This is a genomic window from Paraburkholderia sp. BL25I1N1 (genome assembly GCF_003002025.1).
Taxonomy (GTDB): domain Bacteria; phylum Pseudomonadota; class Gammaproteobacteria; order Burkholderiales; family Burkholderiaceae; genus Paraburkholderia.
Genome location: NZ_PVZB01000015.1, coordinates 227,384 through 249,180 on the forward strand (window position 1 = coordinate 227,384; position 21,797 = coordinate 249,180).

General features: G+C 63.0%; 18 protein-coding genes, 2 tRNA genes and 1 pseudogene. 10 read left to right on the forward strand and 11 right to left on the reverse strand.

Going from position 1 to position 21,797, the window contains the following annotated elements:
- Nucleotides 1-226: 226 nt before the first annotated feature.
- The 4 genes from B0G73_RS23440 to B0G73_RS23455 form a co-directional block, all read right to left on the reverse strand.
- Complete coding sequence (locus B0G73_RS23440; protein WP_106283627.1) at nt 227-817, reverse strand: flavin reductase family protein; 591 nt, start codon at nt 815-817, stop codon at nt 227-229.
- Nucleotides 792-1,997: a sugar phosphate nucleotidyltransferase gene (locus tag B0G73_RS23445; RefSeq protein ID WP_106283628.1), complete on the reverse strand. Its 1,206-nt coding sequence runs from the start codon at nt 1,995-1,997 to the stop codon at nt 792-794. The genes B0G73_RS23440 and B0G73_RS23445 overlap by 26 nt, the downstream gene beginning before the upstream one ends.
- A 102-nt stretch (nt 1,998-2,099) precedes the next feature.
- Nucleotides 2,100-2,933, reverse strand: coding sequence for a class I SAM-dependent methyltransferase (locus B0G73_RS23450; protein WP_106283629.1), 834 nt, complete (start codon nt 2,931-2,933; stop codon nt 2,100-2,102).
- Between the two features lie 216 nt (nt 2,934-3,149).
- Nucleotides 3,150-3,683: a GNAT family N-acetyltransferase gene (locus B0G73_RS23455; RefSeq protein WP_106283630.1), complete on the reverse strand. Its 534-nt coding sequence runs from the start codon at nt 3,681-3,683 to the stop codon at nt 3,150-3,152.
- A 345-nt stretch (nt 3,684-4,028) separates the two neighbouring features.
- Between B0G73_RS23455 and B0G73_RS23460 the strand changes: the two genes are divergently transcribed.
- The 7 genes from B0G73_RS23460 (at nt 4,029) to B0G73_RS23490 (ending at nt 13,167) form a co-directional block, all read left to right on the forward strand.
- Nucleotides 4,029-4,280: an acyl carrier protein gene (locus tag B0G73_RS23460; RefSeq protein ID WP_106283631.1), complete on the forward strand. Its 252-nt coding sequence runs from the start codon at nt 4,029-4,031 to the stop codon at nt 4,278-4,280.
- Nucleotides 4,277-5,563 carry an acyl-CoA dehydrogenase family protein gene (locus tag B0G73_RS23465; RefSeq protein ID WP_106283632.1) on the forward strand — a complete coding sequence of 429 codons (1,287 nt, stop codon included), beginning with the start codon at nt 4,277-4,279 and terminating at the stop codon, nt 5,561-5,563. Before B0G73_RS23460 ends, B0G73_RS23465 begins: the two co-directional genes overlap by 4 nt.
- Nucleotide 5,564: 1 nt before the next feature.
- Nucleotides 5,565-6,629 (forward strand): amino acid--[acyl-carrier-protein] ligase, encoded by a 1,065-nt coding sequence (locus B0G73_RS23470; RefSeq protein ID WP_106283633.1) that lies wholly within the window; start codon nt 5,565-5,567, stop codon nt 6,627-6,629.
- On the forward strand, nt 6,626-7,690 hold the full coding sequence (locus B0G73_RS23475) for a DUF1839 family protein (protein ID WP_106283634.1): 1,065 nt from the start codon (nt 6,626-6,628) through the stop codon (nt 7,688-7,690). Before B0G73_RS23470 ends, B0G73_RS23475 begins: the two co-directional genes overlap by 4 nt.
- Nucleotides 7,691-7,730: 40 nt before the next feature.
- Entirely contained in the window at nt 7,731-10,367 is a 2,637-nt protein-coding gene (locus B0G73_RS23480) for a glycoside hydrolase family 2 protein (RefSeq protein ID WP_181196627.1), read from the forward strand.
- Between the two features lie 631 nt (nt 10,368-10,998).
- Nucleotides 10,999-11,733: a Crp/Fnr family transcriptional regulator gene (locus B0G73_RS23485; protein WP_006048767.1), complete on the forward strand. Its 735-nt coding sequence runs from the start codon at nt 10,999-11,001 to the stop codon at nt 11,731-11,733.
- 36 nt (nt 11,734-11,769) lie between these two features.
- Nucleotides 11,770-13,167, forward strand: coding sequence for an undecaprenyl-phosphate glucose phosphotransferase (locus tag B0G73_RS23490; protein WP_106283636.1), 1,398 nt, complete (start codon nt 11,770-11,772; stop codon nt 13,165-13,167).
- A gap of 203 nt (nt 13,168-13,370) precedes the next feature.
- On the opposite strand, the gene B0G73_RS23495 is transcribed toward B0G73_RS23490, so the two are convergent.
- The 6 genes from B0G73_RS23495 to rnr all read right to left on the reverse strand — a co-directional run bounded on the left by B0G73_RS23495 (nt 13,371) and on the right by rnr (nt 20,101).
- Nucleotides 13,371-13,793, reverse strand: coding sequence for a type II toxin-antitoxin system HigA family antitoxin (locus B0G73_RS23495; RefSeq protein WP_106283637.1), 423 nt, complete (start codon nt 13,791-13,793; stop codon nt 13,371-13,373).
- Nucleotides 13,790-14,230: a type II toxin-antitoxin system HigB family toxin gene (locus B0G73_RS23500; protein ID WP_241974614.1), complete on the reverse strand. Its 441-nt coding sequence runs from the start codon at nt 14,228-14,230 to the stop codon at nt 13,790-13,792. The genes B0G73_RS23495 and B0G73_RS23500 overlap by 4 nt, the downstream gene beginning before the upstream one ends.
- Nucleotides 14,231-14,287: 57 nt before the next feature.
- Nucleotides 14,288-15,484, reverse strand: coding sequence for a glycosyltransferase (locus tag B0G73_RS23505; RefSeq protein WP_106283639.1), 1,197 nt, complete (start codon nt 15,482-15,484; stop codon nt 14,288-14,290).
- A 419-nt stretch (nt 15,485-15,903) separates the two neighbouring features.
- Nucleotides 15,904-16,599, reverse strand: coding sequence for a ribose-5-phosphate isomerase RpiA (rpiA, locus tag B0G73_RS23510; protein ID WP_106283640.1), 696 nt, complete (start codon nt 16,597-16,599; stop codon nt 15,904-15,906).
- 70 nt (nt 16,600-16,669) lie between these two features.
- A complete protein-coding gene (gene rlmB, locus B0G73_RS23515) occupies nt 16,670-17,413 on the reverse strand; it encodes a 23S rRNA (guanosine(2251)-2'-O)-methyltransferase RlmB (RefSeq protein WP_106283641.1) in 744 nt (247 codons plus the stop codon).
- Nucleotides 17,414-17,599: 186 nt separating this feature from the next.
- Nucleotides 17,600-20,101, reverse strand: coding sequence for a ribonuclease R (gene rnr / locus B0G73_RS23520; protein ID WP_106283642.1), 2,502 nt, complete (start codon nt 20,099-20,101; stop codon nt 17,600-17,602).
- Between the two features lie 338 nt (nt 20,102-20,439).
- Here rnr and B0G73_RS23525 point away from each other — a divergent pair.
- From B0G73_RS23525 to B0G73_RS23535, 3 genes are all read left to right on the forward strand, one after another.
- A tRNA-Leu gene (locus B0G73_RS23525) sits at nt 20,440-20,526 on the forward strand.
- A 241-nt stretch (nt 20,527-20,767) separates the two neighbouring features.
- Nucleotides 20,768-20,854 (forward strand) — tRNA-Leu (locus B0G73_RS23530).
- Between the two features lie 175 nt (nt 20,855-21,029).
- On the forward strand, nt 21,030-21,251 hold the full coding sequence (locus tag B0G73_RS23535) for a 2Fe-2S iron-sulfur cluster-binding protein (RefSeq protein ID WP_106283643.1): 222 nt from the start codon (nt 21,030-21,032) through the stop codon (nt 21,249-21,251).
- A 405-nt stretch (nt 21,252-21,656) separates the two neighbouring features.
- On the opposite strand, the pseudogene B0G73_RS23540 reads toward B0G73_RS23535, so the two are convergent.
- Nucleotides 21,657-21,797 (reverse strand): annotated as a pseudogene (locus B0G73_RS23540) (tyrosine-type recombinase/integrase); the annotation flags it as partial.

Genomic DNA, 21,797 nt, shown 5'->3' on the forward strand with positions numbered 1-21,797 from the left:
TCGAAACGCTTGCGCCAGTCGGGAAACGTCCTAACAGGGTTATCCCTCTGAAGAATTGTTTCTTTCTTGTAACGCCGCATATTTCCATGGGCCATAAGCTTGCGTCTCAAGCGTGCCTGCATTGCACTGTTTGCATAGTGCGAAGACGCACGTTGCGAGATGATTTGTCTGATCCACCACGCGTCGGCGGAAAGGAACTGGCGGGAAATGACGGCTGACGCGCGCATCAGGAGGCGCTCGCGGCGAGCGGCGGCGAGTCCTGCGCGGACACCGCCGTCGATCGCTGCATCGACTCAGGCGCCGCCACCGATCCGTAACGCCCGCCAAAAAAGATCAGCGGCGCGTGTTCATCGAGCGAGAACACCAGCACCTCGCCGACGAACAGCGTATGGTCGCCGCAAGGGTGCCGGTCCACCACGCGCGCGGCGAAACGCGCCGCCGCGTGTTCGAGCAGCACCACGTCCGGGAGCCCCTCGACCGCCGCGAAGCGCGGCGCGAGCCGGCTCTGCGGCTCGCCGGCAAAGTGGCGGCTATGTGGCTCCTGCGCCTCGGACAACACGCTCACGCCGAACAGCGGGCTGTCCATCAGACGCTCGTGCATGCGCGCCCGGTGCCCGACCGAGACGACGATCAGCGGCGGCTTGAGCGAACCCGACATGAAGGCGTTGGCGGTCATCGCATGCAGATCGTCGCCGCTGCCGGTCGAGATCACCACGACGCCGGTCGCGAAGCGTCCCAACGCGTGACGAAAACGCCGCTCGTCGAAAGACGCCTGCACGAGGTGCGGCGTCTCAGCGTGATGCAGCTTTGCGTGCATGAGCGCTCTCCAGATTGCGACCGAACGGGTCTTCGACACGCACGATGTCGGCTTCACCCGGGTAGCCGCCTGATTGGACCTCGATCATTTCTCGCGGCGTCATGGCCAGCTTTTCGAGCCGATGCGCGATGCCGGGAGGAACATATGCCGACGGGTTTTTCGCCGCGAGCATGAAGCATTCCTCGCCGCGCGTGACCCGCATCACCGAATCCCGCGTGCTCTTTTCGGCGTGTCCCGCGACGAACGGCACGGCGACGCCTGCGAGCCGCGCGTCGGTGCCGATTCGCTCCATTACCGCCCAGTCGATCGAAGCGGACGGACACAGGGCCCACGCATCGCGGGACAGATGCAGCGTGCCGTCGCCATCCACCGTGGCATGCTCGAACGCGGCCGCGCAGGCCTCGGCGATTGCCGGCTGGCAGAGCGCGACGGCCGCGAGCCACACCGATGCGCGCGCCACGACCATACCGCTGTTCCACCAGTAATTGCCGGATGCGGCATAGCGTTCGGCCAGTTCGGGATCGGGCTTTTCGGCCAGCCGTTCGATGGCGCGGGCACCCCGCTTGCCGAGCGCCATTCCCGTACGGATATAGCTGTAGCCGGTTTCCGCGCGCTTGGGCGGCACGCCGAGCGTGACGATCGCGCCACGCGTCGCGTGCTCGAACGCCTCGGCGAGCGCCGCGCCGAACGCAACCTGATCGGCAATCAGGTAATCAGCAGGCAGCGCGACGATGAGCGGATCGTCGCCTTCCACAGCCGCCGCGCACGCGGCGAGCGCTGCAACGGTGAGCGCGGGCGCGGTATCGCGCGACATCGGTTCGAGCACCATGCGCACCGGCCGGCCCGGGCGTGCGAGCTGCTCCCCGGCTTCGCGCGTTTGCCGATGCAGGTCCTCGCAGCAGATCACCAGCGGCGCCGCAAAAGATCGCGCGATGGATGACGGTGTAGTGTGTTGCGCGACGACGAACGACGCGTCGAGACGGCTCAGCATGGTTTCGAGCCGCGACCCATCGCCCGTGAGGTCGACCGAGCGTTTCGGATCGCGTTCGCGCGATAACGGCGACGATCGTGTGCCCGAGCCCTGTGCGAGAATCACCGGCTGCACGGATAAACGCGTGGCCGTTTCGCCGACGCCCCCGACCGACGCAAGCGGATTGCCTGGTTCTACGATGCGATTCATGTGCGGGTCCCCTATCCGGTCCAGCCGGCCCGGTTCATTGTTTTATGTTGTCGTGCGTACTGCCGTGCTCCGCCTACAGTCGTGCTTTCATCCCTGCCGTCGTCAGTCGAAGCGGCAGGCGGCGAGCGGCTTGTGCGCGATGAAGTGAAACCACCACGCGTCGCTCTCTTCCACTTCGTCGGGAATGCGATCGCCCGCGCTACTGCCGAACACGGCGTCGATCTGCAAGCCGACCTGCGCCAGTTGCCGGCGCTGCTCCCGCAGCGTCGTGTAGACGATCACAATGCCGAAGTTGTGAGCCGCGGCAGTCTTCACCGCGTAGCCGCCGTAGTCATGATTCAGCTTCACGTTGCGCAGATAGTTCAGCGTGCCGAGCTGGAAGCGTCGCATGGAGCGCAGCGTGCGCCAGCCGAGTCTCAGCGGATTGAACGAAAATTGCGGCAGCAGTTGCCAGATATTCTCGCGGTAGCCGGGGCCGCCGCGGTTGTGCGACGAAAACAGCACGTACCCGCCGGGCCGCACCACGCGATACATCTCTTCGAGAATCTTCACGCGATCGTCGTAGTCGACGCAGTCGATACCATTCCAGCTGAACTCGGCGAGCGCGTAATGATCCGAAGGCAGCTCGGACATGTCGCGCGCGTCCATATGCCGAAGGTCGCGTTCGGGATAGCGCGCCTTAGCGAGATCGAGCAGTTTCTGGGTGTAGTCGACGCCGATATAGTCGGCGGAGATGGCCGTCATCAGCGGAATCGTGCGGCCAGCGCCGATCCCGATATCGAGTAAGGGCTGGCCCGCGCAACGCGGTGCGAGCCAATTGAATGCGGCCTGCTCGCCGGGGTCGGAGTAGGTTTTACCGAACGTCATCACGCGTTCGGCATCAGACGAATTCCATGCGACTCGGTTGACACGATCCAACTTGGATTGACTGTTCACAAACGCTCCCCTTAAGCGTATGTGCGCTGGGACAATCCTTGCGCATGCATTACGCTTTCCCCGAATAAACGAAACCTGCGCGAACGCTTTCAAGCCATTACAACAAACGCTGCATGATCGATATGTACGTCCCGCCACATTGTCTCGGAGTCCGACGCAAAGGCGAATGGACGTCGTACACGTCGGCGCTGCCGGGCGCGGGGAGCATCCACGCGATCACAGCATTTCGAACGTATTGACAAGCACCGCGCTGTCGCGCTCACGGCGCCGTCCGCCGAAAAGCGGCTGACTGCCGCGCACCGGGCGTGTAAGGCCAATGAAGGGCACGCCATGTTCGAGATAGGGCCCTTCTGTCTTGCGAAAACCGAATTGCTCATAGAAACCGCGCAGACCGAGCGGCGCGCTGACACGCACGGCATGCCCCGGCCAACGGTCGGCAATCGCCTGCAACACGCGTTCGAGCAATAGTTCGGCGGTGCCGTCGCCGCGCCGCAGCGGGCTCGTCAGTACCTTGTCGATGGTGATCTCCGGATCTTCCGCGTCGCCGGGTTGCAGGCGCGCGTAGGCCAGAATCGGCATGGGCCGCGACATGTCCTCCACCGCGAACACATGCAGCGCGTTTTCATCCCGGCCATCGGCGTCGAGACAAACGTGCGACTGTTCGACCACGAACACCGCGCTGCGCGCACGCAAGACCAGATACAACTCGCGCGCCGAAAGCTGATCGAATTCCAGCGTTTTCCAGTTCATCGCCTTCCCCAGCAGTCAATAAGTTCAACGACGCCGAGCACCGCGCGCCGGCTTTGACGGCCTCGCTGCATGGGCTGGCCCGTTGTGATGGCTACACGGTACGTCCGTGAATCGCGCGTTTCCGTGCGCCATCGCACTGACGCTGGGCTTTGACAATTCTTAAATACGGACGTCGGGGCACGGCATCACGGCACGCCGCCAGTAACCGCACGCGGTCAATCTGAACGCGCCGCGCCCGGCACAAGGACCACGCTGGCATGCGTTGTGACAATGGACACAAAAAACGATCACGTGCGATCGATGTCCGCACCATCCGAGAACGTTGAACAACTAGGGGACCACATCATGAAAAACGCCTTGCGCCGCATCCTTTCAGAATCCGCTCGCCTGGACGTCCCGGCGCAAACGCTGGCCGACGACGCCGACCTCTACGCCGCGGGTCTCTCCTCACTCGCGACCGTGCATCTGATGCTGGCAATCGAAGACGAATTCGGCATTGAGATTCCGGACCGTCTGTTGACGCGGCGCCTGTTCTCCAGCATCGATTCGATGGCCGCGGCAATCACCGAGCTGCAACAGGCGAAGGCGGCAGCATGAACGCCCCGCTGCTGGATGCGGCGGCAGAGCCCGCCTCTAGGCACGCGCACAATGCGGCGGAAGGCGCCGACACGGCGCTCGGCTTGACCGCTGTCGAAACCGAGCCCGGCTGGCGCGCGGCCGCGCAACGCTGTGCGGCGGTGGCCGCGCAATTCGCGGACTCCGTGGATCGCGAAGCGCGCTTTCCGAGCGAAGCGTTCGAGGCGCTCAAGCGCGAGTGCCTGCTCTCGGTGCTGGTGCCGGCCGAGTTCGGCGGCGCCGGCCTGTCGCTCGCTGACGTCGGCGCGATTTGCGAAACGCTCGCGCAAGGCTGCGCCTCCACCGCGATGGTGTACGCGATGCACCAGATCCAGGTGGCGTGTATCGAGGCGCATGGCAGCGATGCGGTATGGCATCGACAGTTGCTCGTGCAACTGGTCAAGCAGCAGTGGCTGCTGGCGTCGGCGACTTCCGAGGAAACCATCGGCGGCAATATGCGCACCAGCGCCTGCTCGGTCGAGCTCGACGGTGCGCGCTTTCGCATCGAAAAGCTCGCACCGACGATTTCGTATGGCGCGCACGCCGACGGCATTCTCGTCACCGCCCGCCGCACCGCTGAATCGGCGGCCGCCGACCAGGTGCTGATCGTCGCGTTGCGCGCCGATACGCAACTGGAAAAGCGCGGCGGCTGGGATTCGATGGGAATGCGCGGCACCTGCAGCGAGGGCTTCCGGCTCGTCGCCACGGGTCTGGCCGAACAGATCCTGCCCACGCCGTTCGCCGAGATCGCCGATCAAACCATGCTGCCGGTCTCGCACACGCTGTGGGCCTCGGTCTGGACCGGCGTGGCCGCCGACGCGGTGAATCGCGCGAAAGCGTTCTTCCGTGCCCAGGCGCGTGCGAAGCCAGGCGTGGTTCCGCCGGCCGGTTTGCGCCTCGCTGAAGCGGTCGGTCTGCTGCAGATGATGCAGGCGCGCCTCGCGGTCGCGCTGGAGGCGGCGCGCACCGCTCATCACGCGCGTAACGGCGGCTCGCAAGCCGATGCGCCGCTCGCGGCCATGCTCGGCTTCGCCTCCGACATGAACACGCTGAAGACGAGCATCTCCACCACCGCGTTGCAGGTCGTGCACGAAGTGCTGATGATCTGCGGCATGGCGGGCTACAAGAACGGCACGCCGTACAGCGTCGGGCGCCATTTGCGCGACCTGCATTCGGCGCCGCTGATGATCAATAACGACCGCATCGCGCAGAACACCGCGAGCCTGTTGCTCGCGCAACGACCTGCCGCCCCGGGGAGAGCCTGATATGAACACGATGACCGATACCGCCGCCCTTGCCGCCGCTGCTCAGGCAGCCGAAGCGCCGAGCTTTCGCGATGAACTGCTGGCCGCGGGCCTGTTGATCGACACCGGCGAAAACGGCCTGTATGGCCGCAGCCAGATTTTCGAAGACGTGGTGGACCGGCTGAACGTGGCGATCACGCATCTGGGCGCGGACCAGCAGCCCGAACTGCTGCGCTTTCCGCCCGCCATGCGCCGCACCGACTTCGAAGACAGCGAGTATCTGAAGAGCTTCCCGAATCTGGCCGGCACCATCCACTCGTTCTGCGGCAACGACATGGGCCACCAGCGTCTGTTGCGAGCGCTCGACGACGCCATGACCGAACGCGACGACGACCGCGCCGACGACTGGATGGCGCAGCAGAAACCGACCCGAGTGGTGCTCACGCCGGCCGCCTGCTATCCGATCTATCCGGTGATGGCGCGGCGCGGTCCGTTGCCCGCCAACGGCCGCACGATCGATGTGCTGTCGTATTGCTTCCGTCACGAACCGTCGCTCGATCCGGGCCGCATGCAGATGTTCCGCCAGCGTGAATACGTGCGCCTCGGCAACGCGGAACAGGTCATGGCGTTCCGGCAGATGTGGATCGATCGCGGCTCGCTGCTCATCAATCTGTTGCAATTGCCGGTCGAAGTGGATCTCGCCAACGACCCGTTCTTCGGCCGCGGCGGCAAGATCGTCGCCGATAGCCAGCGCGCCCAGGCGCTCAAGTTCGAACTGCTGATCCCGGTCGCCGATCCGCGCGGCAAGACCGCCTGCCTGTCCTTCAACTATCACATGGAACACTTCGGCGCGATCTGGAAGATCCAGTGCGAAGACAGCACGATCGCGCATACGGGCTGCGTCGGTTTCGGCATGGAGCGGATCACGCTCGCGCTATTCCGTCATCATGGGCTCGACGTGAACGCGTGGCCGGACGACGTGCGCGCGCTGCTGTGGGGCGATACCGAAGCGCGCGTGGCGCATGGCATGGAAACCATGCAAACGGCGTCCACCGAAACGCGGCAAGGTTCCGGAGAGCGCGTATGAATCCGTCTCTCACACCGGCGCCAAACGGCGCGAATGGCGCGTTTACGCTGAACCGCCACGTCGATCTGCCCGCCACGGGGGGCGCGGTTTCCGCTCCCGCAACGCGTTTGCGCGAGCATGCACCGCATGCGCTGCATCAGGGCGAGCGCGTATGGCAGGAGACCAACTGCTACGTCGATCTGTGGATCGAACTGCTGCACGGCTTCGGACTCGAGCCGCGCGCGGCGCTCGGCTTTACCGTCACGCAGGATTTCGAAGGCGACCAGTTCACGTTCTTCAAGTTTCCGCTCGAAGACCTCGAACGGCTCTACGGTACGCAGGTGCAGGAACTGGCCATCTACGATTCGCTCGAAGCACGCGTGCTCGCGCAGACTTTGCGCGGCCATACCGTGCTGGTGGAAGTGGACGGCTACTACCTGCCGAATACGCGCGCCACGTCGTACCGGCGCGAGCATCCGAAGACCACGGTGGGCATCGACTTCATCGATCCGGACGCGCGCCGTCTCGGCTACTTCCATAACACCGGCTATCACCTGCTCGACGGTGAAGACTACGACGGCGTGTTCCGCAAGCTGCCGCAGTTCCAGCAGCAGGCCGATCTGCTGTTTCCGTATGTGGAGTTTGCCAAGCAGTCGCGGCCTGCACTGGAAGGCACAGCGCTCGCCGAAGCGTCGGCAGAATTGCTGCGCGCGCACTTGCACCGCCGGCCGCTCAGCAATCCGATTGCGCAGTGGCGTGTCGCCTTTCCCGCGCATCTCGAGACGTTGCTCGAGCGCGGCGAAAAGTTCTTCCACCCGTACTCGTTCAACCTGATGCGGCAGCTCGGCGCGAACTTCGAGTTTCTCTCGAAGTATCTGACGTGGCTCTCCGCGCAAGGCTTCGAGGTGCCGGCGTCGATTCCGGCAGCGGCGCAGAGCATCGCGTCGGAGTCGATGGTGATGCAGTTCCGGCTCGTGCGGGCAATTACCCGCGGGCGCCGAGATCTGTGCGAAGACTGCTTTGACGTGATCGAAAGCGCTTACGAAAAGACGCTGCCGCCGCTCGCCGCGCTCGTGCTGTAACAGGCCTTGCGCGGCGTCGCGGACTTCTCGGGGACTTGCCGTGGATGTACTGACGATGGACCTGGTGCCTGATGAAGGCGGCGCGAGCGATCTGCTCGCGCCCGCGCCCGACGAGGCCGCGCAAACCGGTGCCGATGGCGCATTGCCAGCCGTATCGCACACGCTCTGGCCGCTGCCCCTCGACACCGGCTGGCAGTGCGTCAGCACGCCCGCAGGCGCGTGCGCGTCGCCCGCCGATTTACCCGCGCATGGCTGGCTCGCCGCGCAAGTGCCTGGCACCGTCGCGAGCGCGCGCCGTGCCGCAGGTCTGCTGGACATCGCGCATCCACCACCGCTCGCCTTCGACGACCATTGGTATCGCGTGAGGCTCGAAGGCACCGGCCGCCGTCGTTTGCGTCTGCATGGCCTCGCCAGTATCGCCGAGGTCTGGCTCGACGGTGCGAAGCGTCTCGATTCCGATTCGATGTTCGTCGCGCACGATCTGGACATCGAACTAAACGGCAGCGCGACGCTCGCGTTGTGCTTCCGCTCGCTCACGGCGGCGTTGACGGCCAAACGTTCGCGCGCGCGCTGGCGGCCACGGCTCGTGTCGCCGCCCACCTTGCGCAACGTGCGCACGACCCTGCTCGGTCACATGCCCGGCTGGTGTCCTTCTGTGCAAGCGGTCGGTCCATGGCGTCCAGTCGAACTGCTGAGCGACGCGCCCCACGCTTTCGATACCGTCGACGTGTCGAGCCGGCTCGATCCCGACGACGGCCTTGCTTCTGGCGTTGTTACGCTCACGCTACGTTTCGTTCATCCGCACGATGACACGGCCTGCCGCGCTTCGCTTAAATGCGGCGACGCTGTTTCGTCTTTGCAATGGAGCGATGCATATACACTGACCGGCAGCGTACGCGTGCCGGGTGCCGAGCGCTGGTGGCCGCATACGCACGGCGAGCCCACTTTATATCCATTGACGTTGCAGCTCGATGACGGGCACGCGACATCTCATGGGTTGGGTTCGGTCGGTTTCCGCACGATTGAAGTGGACCACGGCGCGGACGGCATGGGCTTCACGTTGCGCCTCAATGGCGTGCCGGTGTTCTGCCGAGGCGCATGCTGGACCAGCGCGGACCTCGTCACGCTCGCCGGCAGCGAGGCGCAACTGCGCCACGCGTTCACGCTGGCCCGCGATGCGGGCATGAACATGCTGCGCGTGGGCGGTACGATGGTCTACGAGTCCGACGCTTTTTATGCGCTCGCCGACGAGTACGGCATACTCATCTGGCAAGACTTCGCGCTGGCGAATTTCGACTATCCGAACGATGCCGCATTCAGCGCGTCGATCGAACGCGAAGCCACACAATTCTTAACGCGCACACGACGTTTCGCTTCGCTCGCGGTGCTGTGCGGCGGCAGCGAGGTCGATCAGCAGGCGGCCATGTTCGGCCTGCCGCCTTCGATGCGCGCGCAACCACTCTTTACTGAACAGCTGCCGGCCATCGTGGCGCGCGAACGGTCCGACGTGCCGTATGTCGCCAACTCGCCTTCGGGGGGCGTGTGGCCGTTTTCGACTAATGAGGGCATCACTCACTACTACGGCGTGGGCGCTTATCAGCGTCCGCTCGACGACGTGCGCCGCTCGCAGGTGCGCTTCGCCGCCGAATGCCTCGCCTTCGCCAACGTGCCCGACGACGCCACGCTGCACAGCGCGCTCGGCACGATTCATCTGCACGATCCGCGCTGGAAAGCCGCGGTGCCGCGCGATCCAGGTGCCGGCTGGGATTTCGACGACGTGCGCGACCATTATCTGCAGACGTTATACGGTGTCGAACCGGCACGCTTGCGCTACGAAGATCCTGAGCGTTATCTGGACTTGTCGCGCGCGGTGGTCGCCGAATTGATGGGCGACGTGTTCGCCGAATGGCGCCGCGCCGGTTCAACCTGCGGCGGCGCGCTGGTCTGGCAGCTTCAGGACTTGCGCCCCGGAGCGGGCTGGGGCTTGATCGACGCCACTGGACGGCCTAAAAGCGCCCTGCACGGGCTCGCGCAAGCGCTGCAACCCATTCAGGCCAGCATCACCGACGAAGGCCTCAACGGCCTCGATATTCATTTGTTGAACGAACGTGCGCAACCGCTGCGCGCGCAACTGGAACTCGTTTGCCTGCGTGACGGCAGCGTCAAGGTCGCCTCCGCCAGCCATGAAGTCGAACTGGCGCCGCACAGCGTGCAACGTCTCAGTGCGGCGGCATGCCTTGGCCAGTTTTTCGATTTCACCCACGCGTACCGCTTCGGACCGCGTGCGCACGACGTGACGATCGCCACGCTGCGCGAACAGACGAGCGGCCGGATCGTTGCGGAAGCGTTTCATCTGCCGGAGCGGCGCGTGAGCGAGCGCCACGATCTGGGCATGACGGTGACTCTCGAGCGCAACGGCGACAGCTGGCAACTCGTGATCGAAGCGAAGCGTTTTGTGCGCTTCGTTCATATCGTTGACACACACTACAGGGCCGCGCGCGACTGGTTTCATCTGCCGCCGAACCGGCCATACGTCGTGCCGCTTATCCCGTTCACGCCGCAGGAGAGATTCGTTGCATCGGCATCGAATGGCGCGGTTAAAGCTGATGCAACATACGCGTCGCCCGCAGGAGAAGTCCGCGCGGTCAATGCGATATCCGCCATCTTCTACGGCTGATTGTCTCCCTGATCTAATTACTCCTTCGCGAGGCGCGTAAAACCTCGCGCAGCGCGCCCGCACCTGTCTGATCTGCAGAATCACTGTTGGTTTTTCTCAGACTTTTGACTCGCCAAAATCATCATCCGTGCGGCACCGTACCAAGCCTGTTGAACACATCTGAATCAATTCCGGCACATCCCGGACGCCGCGTGAGAACGTACACCGACGGGCCGATTCAGTGCTGAGACGGGAGCCGTCCAGCCCATCCCAGAACCCGCCAACCCAATTCCATCAAGGACTTGCGGAAAACAGGCAGCGCCTGCGGAGCGCTCGCTGGCGGCGAGGACGTTGTGCAGATATGAAACAAAAAGCTCCGTTTGCCTTCGCGCGGCGCTAAGCCTTAGTGCGTTACCCCGCACCAGTCCTCGGTTTGCCTCCCGCTGGCACGCTCCTCGCTAATAGAAGAGCGCAACACCGCGTCACCGCAGAGAGATTCACAACAACGGCGGCGGCACGACAAAGGCCAATACGGGGCCGATCCTGTTCATCCCGCGCTGCTAGCCAGGCAGCACGCTGTTCATAAGGGATGCGGGCATCGGATCAAAAACAGAAAGTCACGCGGAGCGCGACTTTCACGCGAGGACCGATCATGTTGACACTTCAATCCGATTTGCACGGTAACCATTTGCTTGGCGCATTGCCGTCCCATGAATGGCAGGCGCTGGCTCCCCATCTCGAACTGGTTCATCTGCGCACCGAGCAATTGCTGTGCGACTCCGGTCAGCGGATTCATCACGTGTACTTCCCGACCACGGCCATCATCTCCATGCTCTCGACGATGGAAGACGGCAGCTCGGTCGAAATCGCCGCGGTCGGCCGCGAAGGCATGACCGGCGTGCCGGTGCTCACGGGCGGCGAAACCATGCCGAACCGCGTGCAGGTGCAATGCGCCGGCTTCGCTTACCGCATGAGCGCACAGGCACTCAAGCAGCAATTCGCCCGCTCGGACTTCCTGCGCCGCCTGATGCTGCTGTACATGCACGCCCTGCTCACGCAAGTCGCGCAGACGGCTGCCTGCAACCGCCATCACGCGCTCAACAAGCAACTGTGCCGGTGGCTGCTGATCGAAGTGGACCGTGTGGCATCGAACGATCTGACCGTGACCCAGCAGCTGATCGCCGACATGCTGGGCGTGCGCCGCGAAGGCATTACCGAAGCGGCCGGCAAGTTGCACGACGAAGGCCTGATCCATCACAGCCGCGGCCATATCAAGGTGCTCGACCGTAAAGGACTCGAAGCACGCGCCTGCGAATGCTACGGTCTCGTCAAGCGCGAATTCGACCGCCTTCTGCCGCGTCTGCGTCAGGCTGAGACCGTCGAGTAAAGTTCTGGTTCGTCTGACTAATGTATAGAGTCAAATATGTTCAGGAATACTGCGCGATTCCTCGACGTACTCTTCGTGATTGCGGGAGGGCTGCTCGCTCACAGGATGCGGTTCTCGACGCCGATCCCGCTGTCGGACACCGAACGGCTTCTGATTGCCTTTAACTGCGTCCTCCTGCTGTTGCTGTTCCCCGGCTTCGGGGTGTATGAAACCTGGCGCGGCAAACCGCTGCCCTCGATGCTGGCGAGAGTGGCGGCCGCGTGGATGGTGGTGGTCTTCACCGCGCTCGTGCTGGCGTTCACGCTGCATCGCATGGATGCGGTGTCGCGCTTGTGGTTCGGTTACTCGACGCTGATTTCCGGCGCACTGATCATCGTTACAAAGTGCCTCGTGCATGCGGTGCTGCGCATGGTGCGGCGTCGCGGGATGAATTCCCGCACCGTCGCGATCGTCGGCGCACCGGGTTTCACGCGCACACTGCTCGCCCATCTCGAACATGCGCCGCAAGCCGGCTTCAAACCGGTCTGCATGCTCGATACGAACTGCCACACCGGTTTGGAAACGGTTCAGACGTACGGCACGCGATTGAACCGCCTGCCGGTCCTGACCGATCTGGACGCCTTCGCCGCCAAGGTGCGCGAAGATCACGTGAACGAAGTGTGGCTTGCGTTGCCGTTGTCAGAAGAACATACGATCTACCGGTTCACACGCATGTTCCGGCATGACTTCGTGAATCTGCGCTTCATTCCCGATGTACGCAGCCTCTCGCTTTTCAATCACGCGCTGGTCGATGTCGTTGGTTTACCGACGCTGAATCTCAGCGCGACGCCGTTCTCATCGCCGCAGATGTGGCCCAAGCTGATCTTCGACCGCGTGTTCGCGGCGGCCGCGCTGCTCGCGCTCGCCCCGCTCTTCGTGATACTTGCGATCGGCATCAAGCTCGGCTCGCCGGGACCGGTGTTCTTTCGTCAGACGCGCAAGGGCGTGGACGGCCAGCCGTTCGCGATCTACAAGTTCCGCTCGATGACCGTGCATCATGAAGCGCAGGGCCAGCTCACCCAGGCCTCGCGCAACGACGCGCGCGTCACGAAGCTCGGCGGCTTCATGCGCCGCACCAGTCTCGACGAACTGCCGCAGTTTCTCAACGTGCTGCTCGGGCAGATGTCCGTGGTCGGCCCGCGTCCGCATGCAGTGGAACACGACGACCTCTACAAGGATCAGGTGTACGGCTACATGCACCGCTACCGCATCAAGCCCGGTATCACCGGCTGGGCGCAGGTCAACGGCTATCGCGGCGCGACCACCAAGGTGGAAAAGATGGAAGCGCGCGTCAAGTTCGATCTCTTCTACATTCACAACTGGTCGTTCTGGTTCGACATGAAGATCGTGTTTATCACGATCTTCAAGGGCTTTGTCGGCCGCAACGCGTTCTGATTGCCCCAATCCGTCTCGACCTGCGACACGCGGCTGGAAGCTGATTTCTCTCGGCAAAAGGCAGCGACACCAATACGGCAAGCACCGAAGACGACGGCCTGAAACATGCCGCCGGCTCGGTGTCGAATGGACGAGGTGAGCAAGGGGAAGCTTGCCGGCCAGCACCGCGTACCGCGCGGCGCCGGGCCGGCGCTACGCGCCTTTTACAGAAACGCGCTGACGTCGGTATGAAAACGCACGGCCAGCGCCTTGGCCACCTTCTTGCTGATGGCGCGGCGGCCCGCGAGAATATCGCTCACCACCGTCGGTGAGGCGATACCTATCAGGTCCTTCTGCTTCAGTCCGTGCGTTTCCAGCAGATGCCGCAATACCTCGCGGGGCTCCGCTTTTGGAATCGTCACGTTATGCGCTTCCCAACTTTCGATCAGGTCCGTCACGATCGCGAACAGATCCGAGAGCGGATCCTCTTCGTTGCCGTTCAGATGATCAGCGAGCGAGTTGGCGAGCCGCACCATGGTCTGGTAATCCTGCTCGTTGCGAATGGGCGTGATCGGCAACTGCGTTTGCAGCGCGGCCCACGTTTGAGCGATGTCGGGAAAAGCTCCCGGAAGGCGATCGGCATTCATGAGTTTAGATTCTTCCTCGTCCAAAGGTCGTATTCCGCGTGCGTCAGTACATGACGAACGAATAACGACTGCCTGTTGTAGTGAATCGCCGCAACGATCCGGAACCGGTTGCCGCCCACGTCGAAAACCGTGTATTGAGGCGGTACGTAGTCCACTCCGGCGAACGTCTGCTTCAGGTCGTTATAGCCATACGCGAGGCACGCCTGCGCCAGTGAGTACCACGTCAATAGCGCACTGCGCGCCCCCGGATGTCTCTTTATGAAGTCCAGCAACGCTTTCTTTGAAATGACCCGCATCGGATTTCCTCGCACGTGTTCGCGCGCTGAATGTGCGCGCTCTACGTGCAAGGCTAAACGGGACGGATCGACACCGATAGCCGGCCGGATGGCATAGTCCGAACGGCTATTTTGCTGCTTACCGCAGTACGACGAAAGCATTTTATTCGCATCTTGCGAACTTCGCAATATGCGAATAATGAGACGCCCGCTTGCTGCCTAGCGTCGTCCCGTCAACATGCAAAGATCGCCGACGTGGTCACCTTCGACCATGTCAGCGGCCCCAACTGCTGTTCTGCGCCGGCTCGCCGCTGCGATCGTCCGTGTGACCTCGGCCATGAACGCGCGCCGGAATACCGCCGGCGAAAAGCGTTCAGCGTTCGCGCGACATGCCGCCGGCGTGATCTGGTCGCGCTGCCGCTCGAAACGATCGATCGCGTCGAGCATCGACACCACCGTCTGGCGCTCGAAATACACGCCGGTTGGATGCGCCTCGCCGATCGGCACCACGGTTTCGAGCGCGCCGCCCTTGCCGAATGCGATGACCGGCGTGCCGCATGCCTGCGCTTCGAGCGCGACGATGCCGAAGTCCTCCTCGGCGGCGCACACGAAAGCTCGCGCGCGTTGCAGATGGTCCTTCAGCACCTCGAAGGGCTGATCGCCGAGGATCGTCACATTGGTACCGGCCTTGGCACGAATCGACACCATCTCCGCCCCGTCGCCGATCACGACCAGCCGACGGTGGGGTGTGGCATTGAAAGTTTCGACGATCAGATCGATGCGCTTGTACGGCACCATCCGCGAAGCAGTCAGATAGAAATCTTCCTTGCGCGCGCACAATTCGAATTGATGCACGTCGACGGGCGGCGCAATCACGGCCGCATCAAGACGGCAGGTTTTCATCAGACGACGTGCAACGAAATGCGAGTCCGCGATCAAACGGTCGACGCCGTTCGCCGGTTGCGATTCCCGGCCGCGCAGATAGTGGAGTAAGATGCGCGCCGCCCACGACTTCGGCCCATGCGTTAGATGCGCTTCGCGTAGGGACTGATGTTGCAGATCCCACGCGAAGCGCATCGACGAATGCACAAAGCTGACAAGCCTCTGATCCGGTCTAGCCGGCACGCTCCTGGCGAGCGCAGGAGAACTCGTAATAAGCAGATCGTAGACGGACAGATCGAGGCGTTCGACGGCGTGCGTCATTAACGGCAAATAAGCTCGATAGTGGCGTCGCGCGAACGGCAGCCGTTGAATGAATGAAGTCGTCACCGGCTTGCCGCGTAGCGGCTTACGGTCTGCGAGGAAGTCGACGAGACTGAATAGATCGGCGTCGGGAAAGCATTCGATGATCTGCTCGAGCGCCCTCTCCGCGCCGCCCGGCGCGACCAGCCAGTCGTGCACGATCGCCACTTTCATGATCCCCTCGTTTTTTAATTGACGCTTTTTGTGCCTAGCAACGAGTGTATGTGGCGCGACGTTTGCTGTGCGTGCGCGTGCCCACATTCGACGCGCGACAGCTCGCGAATAATAGGCATCGCCGTTCGCCTATTGCGAATCTGCGGATCTCATGACTTCGCCTTCAAATGCGCCCGGCGATCGACGCTTCGGCACTCGCTCCTTCCCTACAAACTGGGGGATGTCATGGCGTCGGCACAACGTCTTGCGGGACAAGCACTGGGCGATGCGCGAAAGGAATTTTCAGTGAGGCGGTATAGACAGCGAATGCGGCGGGCAGTCAGCCAGGCCGCACGCTAGTGAGGTAGATGCGAGTCATGCATTCGAGGTTCGCGCGAGCCGGTCGATCCGGCCCGCGCGCGATGTTCGGGCAGCGTGGTTCAGCCCTTGCTGTACTCGATCGTCTCGACGCCGGTGTCCGTGCCGAGCAGACACAGATTGGCGCCACGTCCGGCGAACAGCCCCACGGTCACCACGCCCGGCCACGCGTTGACGTGCATTTCCAGCGTGCGCGGGTCGCTGATACGCAGACCCTTGACGTCGATGATTTCGTTGCCGTTGTCGGTAATGAACGGCGCGCCTTCCTTCGTGACGCGCACCACGGGCACGCCGCCGAGCGCCGTGACGCGGCGGCCGATCGCGGTACGGGCCATCGGCACCACTTCGATCGGCAGCGGGAAATTGCCGAGCGTCTCCACCAGCTTGCTGGCGTCGGCGATGCACACGAAAACGTCCGACACCGAGGCGACGATTTTCTCGCGCGTCAGCGCGCCGCCGCCGCCCTTGATCATCGCGCCGCTGTGGTCGATCTCGTCGGCGCCGTCCACGTACACCGGCAGCGAATCGATTTCGTTCAGGTCGAACACCTTGATGCCGTGCGCTTGCAGGCGCGCGGTGGTGGCGAGCGAACTCGACACCGCGCCGCGATAGCGCGCCTTGTTGGCGGCCAGCGCGTCGATGAAACAGTTCGCGGTGGAGCCGGTGCCGACGCCGATCACCGCGCCTTCGGGCACGGTGGCGGTCACGTAGTCGGCGGCGGCCTGGCCGACCAGTTGCTTGAGTTCGTCTTGAGTCATGGAAAAGGCAGGCGAGCAGTAAAAAACGCTAGTTTACCGGAGCGACGGACTAGCGCGAGTGGTGTCGGGATTACTTCTTCACCGCCCGCTGACGCACCGCTTCGAAGAGACACACGCCGCTCGCCACGGACACGTTCAGGCTTTCCACCGTGCCCGCCATCGGAATCTGCATGACCACATCGCACGTGTCGCGCGTGAGGCGGCGCATGCCCTCGCCTTCGGCGCCCATCACCAATGCGACCGGACCGTCCAGTTCCGTGTCGTACAGGCTTTTGGTGGCCTCGCCGGCCGTACCGACGACCCACACCCCGGCGTCCTTCAACTCACGCAGCGCGCGCGCCAGATTCGTCACGGTGATGTAAGGCACGGTGTCGGCCGCGCCGCTTGCGACTTTGGCGGCCGTTGCGTTCAAGCCCACCGCGCGGTCGCGCGGCGCGATCACCGCGTGCGCACCGGCGGCGTCGGCGACGCGCAAGCAGGCGCCGAGATTGTGCGGATCGGTCACGCCGTCGAGCACCAGAATCAGCGGCGAACCGTTGATGCCGTCGAGCAGTTCGGCCAGGTTCTGCGCGAGCGGCATGTCGCCCGCGCGCGCCACCACGCCCTGGTGACGCTCGGTATGCGCAAGGCCCCAGAGACGCGTTTCGTCGGCGGCGATCAGACGTACGCCGGCTTCTTTCGCCGCGTGCAGAAATTCGGTCATGCGGCGGTCTTTGCGCGTCGCGTCGTAATAGACCTCTTCGACCGTCGACGCGTCATGCCGCATACGTGCGGTCACTGCGTGGAAACCGTATAAAACCTTGAGACGTGCCATAACTGATGCAACCTTTGATTGAGCGCACGTTCGACGCGCGCTACTGTGATGAATACGAGCCTGCGTGCTTCTGTTCAGGTGCCGCGGCTGCTGTGTTCGAATGCCTGACGGCGATGAAACGCAGACCGCGCGCAACCGGCACGTTGCTATGTGCCCGATGCGCGCGGTTTGAGCAAGCAGGCCGCTTCAGCGCTTCTTGCGTGCCTGCGGCTTCGGTGCCGATTTGGTCGCGGCGCCGTGCTTCTTCGCCGCGCCGCGCGCCGCGCGTGCTTCCTTGACCGCCGCGGTCTGCGCGGGCGCGGCCTTCTTGCGGCGCGCGCCCGGCGCTGCCGCGCCACCTTCCACCGGCGGCAACGCGCGCACACGCGCGCCACCGTTTTCACCGGATGACTTGTCGGCCGACGGCCCACGCACCAGAGGCGGCTTGATCGGCGTGTCGCGCACGAGCCGGAAGTCGATCTTGCGTGCATCCAGATCGACACGGCTCACCTGCACGCGCACACGGTCCGACAGGCGATAACGGATCCCGGTGCGCTCGCCGCGCAATTCGTTCTTGATCTCGTCGTACTGGAAGTAGTCCGAGCCGAGTTCCGTAACGTGCACGAGGCCTTCGATAAAGAGCGAATCGAGCTGCACGAAGATGCCGAACGACGTCACGCCGTTCACCATGCCGCCGTACTCTTCGCCGAGCTTGTCGCGCATGAAGTAGCACTTCAGCCAGGCTTCGACGTCGCGCGAGGCTTCGTCGGCGCGGCGTTCGTTGGCCGAGCAATGCAGGCCGAGTTCTTCCCAGATCGCCACGTTGTTGCCACGCACGCGGCCGCGTTTTTCGTCGTCGGCCTGCTGCATGGCGCGAGCGCGCGGCGAGAGCGCCGTGTTCAGCTCGACGCCTTGCGGCGGCTCGGGCTGATACTTGCGGCCTTGCAGGATCGCGTAGATCGCGCGGTGCGTAAGCAGATCGGGATAACGGCGAATCGGGCTCGTGAAGTGCGCATACGCCTCGTAAGCGAGACCGAAGTGGCCGATGTTGTCCGGGCTATAAACCGCCTGCTGCATGGAGCGCAGCAGCATGGTTTGCAGCATCTGCGCGTCGGGCCGCTCGCGGATCTGCGCCATCAATGCCGCGTAGTCGCTCGCGTGCGGTTTGTCGCCGCCGGCGAGCGTGAGGCCCATGCCGCGCAGGAACGTGCGCAGATTCTCGAGCTTTTCCGCAGTCGGGCCGGCGTGCACGCGGAACAGCCCCGGATGTTTGTTGCGCTTGAGGAAGTCGGCCGCGCAGACGTTCGCGGCCAGCATGCATTCCTCGATCAGCTTGTGCGCGTCGTTGCGGGTGCGCGGAATGATCTGTTCGATCTTGCCCTGGGCATTGCAGACGATATACGTCTCGGTCGTATCGAAGTCGATCGCACCGCGTTTCTGGCGCGCGGCGAACAGCGATTTATAGACGCCGTACAGATTCTGCAGTTGCGGCAGCAAGGCGGCGCGGCGCGTGGCCTCCGGACCCTTGGTGTTCTTCAGCACCGCGGCGACTTCCGTGTAGGTCAGACGCGCGGCCGAGTGCATCACGCCGGGATAGAACTGATAGGCCTTCACTTCGCCGCGCGCGGTGACGATCATGTCGCACACCAGCACGCAACGGTCGACGTGCGGGTTCAGCGAGCACAAGCCGTTCGACAGTTTCTCCGGCAGCATGGGAATCACGCGGCGCGGGAAATACACCGAGGTGCTGCGTTCGATCGCGTCGGCGTCGAGCCCGCTCTTCGGGTGCACGTAGTGCGAGACGTCCGCGATCGCGACGATCAGGCGGAAGCCTTCGCCACGGCCGACCTGCACCGGCTCGCAGTACACGGCGTCGTCGAAGTCGCGGGCGTCTTCGCCGTCGATCGTGACGAGCGGCACGTCGCGCAGATCGATGCGATGACGCGCGTCGACCGGGCGCACTTCGTCGGGCAGGCGCGCGGCTTCGTCGAGCGCGGCCTGGCTGAACTCGTGCGGCACGCCGTACTTGCGCACCGCGATTTCGATTTCCATGCCGGGGTCGTCGATATCGCCGAGCACTTCCACCACGCGGCCGAGCGGCTGCGAATGCCGGCTCGGGAAATCGGTCAGCTCGACCACCACTACCTGGCCGACCTTGGCCTTCTTCGTGTTCTGCTGGATCAGAATGTCGTGGCCGATGCGCTTGTCTTCGGGCGCGACGATCAGCGCGCCGTTCTCGTTGAGCAGGCGGCCGATCACGCGCTTGTTGGCGCGATCCGTGACCTCGACGATATGCCCTTCCGGACGGCCGCGCCGGTCATAGCCGACAATGCGCGCGAGCACGCGGTCGTTGTGCATGACTTTCTGCATTTCGGCGGTGGGCAGGAACAGGTCGTCCTGACCGTCGTCGCGAATCAGAAAGCCGTAGCCGTCGCGATGGCCTTGCACACGGCCCGCGACGAAGTTCGACGGATGAGTCAGCTGATAGAGATTGCGCTGATCGAGCCGGATCTGGCCGTCGCGCTCCATCGCGCCGAGGCGCTTGAAAAATCCTTCGCGCTCCTGGCGCTTGATCGACAGGGCTTCGGCGATGTCGTTCGCGGCAAGCGGCGCTTCACTCGTGCGCAGAACGCCGAGGATTTCCTCGCGGCTTGGAATCGGGTACGGAAATTTGCTCAAGGGCTTGTCGATGATTTTTTCTCGTTGCATGGACGTCGATCGCGATGTGGCTCGGCTTGGGAAGCGATTACAGTGCGCTCCGGTTGCGCTTCAGCTGCGCTTGAATTGCACCTGCAAATGCACAGAAAAAAACTGCTCGGGTCCGGCTCGTTCAAGGCTGAGTCCGACGGGCGTGTGCACCGTGCCAACGAACTACTGCGAGGCATTCTAACACCCGTCTTGCGCGCCAAGCGGCCCTGTCAATAGTTGCCGGGCGGTTGCCCGCGGACGTGCGCAAGCTCGCCACGACGATGTTTAAGTGAGTTTTGAGAAACGCTTGACAGTCTCTAATCTGTCGCTATAATGGCGTTCTTTGCTGTTCATCACCTGCCCAGGTGGCGAAATTGGTAGACGCACTAGGTTCAGGTCCTAGCGGTGGCAACACTGTGGAGGTTCGAGTCCTCTCTTGGGCACCAGATTCAAAAGTAAAGCCGCTTACGAGCGGCTTTACTTTTTGTGTGAAGCCTGGTGATACGCCGTTGTTTAACAACGCGGATTATTGGGTGGATTGAGTAGTTGGCAAGACGGTTGTCGAGTGGTAAAGGATCGCTTTACTGCAAGCGATATCCGGGCGGTCGATTGAAGCGGAGTTAGTTTGCAGGTGGGGATTGACACGCTAAATCACCACGCTAAAATAGCGGTCTAGCTTGAAGACGTGCCCAGGTGGCGGAATTGGTAGACGCACTAGGTTCAGGTCCTAGCGGTGGCAACACCGTGGAGGTTCGAGTCCTCTCCTGGGTACCATAAAAATAGATCCAGATTAATTAGTTGATGACGTTTGTGAAAAAGCCCGTTTTGCGGGCTTTTTGTTTTTGAAAGCGCCTGGAAGATATATACGTTCCACTAGAAGCCAAGGTCGAATGAGTACGTTTTCGAGTACACGAAAGTTCGAGCTCCGGAAAACGTACTCACCGCACGCTTGACATCGCTACTCGAGTTTGCGGAAACGCACGGCGTCGCGGCACGTTCGTCGTGTCGCTCAGGAACCTGCGGGACGTGCGAGTCGCGCATTCTTGCCGGACGCGTCGCTTACTCCGCGGAGCCTGTCGCGCATATTGAACGTGGGTGTGCCCTGATCTGCATCGCCACGCCGGAGGGCGACAACGCCGACACGACTGGCGAACTGGTCCTCGACCTATAACTGCGATTGCGCTATTGACGGCATTGCACGATTAACAGTCAGTTCAGAGAAAAGTCCATTCTCCGGAAAACCCGTCGCGTACATAAATTCACGACCCCCGCAAAATTACCTCGCCCGCTCGGGTAAGATCGCAGCCATCGTGGACGAGCAACGGTGATCCGAGTTTCTCTTCATTCACCGCGGATCCGTGCAAGTGCGCATACGCCCATTCCCTCCCTCAGCCGTGAAAATCCGTCCTGAGCAGCGTCACTGTCGGTTTGCGCGATCCTTTTTATGTGCATGAGCAGTGGGCCCAAACTCACGCACCAATTCCTCAAGCGTACGCCCCCTCATCCACCGGCTCCGCCGTCTGCGCCCGGAGTATCGCCGCGTATACTTCGGACGCTGCCCGTGACGGCACCTGCTCTCCAAAAAGAATATTGTCGTCTCCAGCTGCTTGTGACCCAGCAGTACCTGGATCACGCGGATGTCCACCTTCTGCTCGAGCAGGTGTGTCGCGAAACTGTGACGCAGGGTGTGCGGGGAGACGCGCTTGTCGATCTGCGC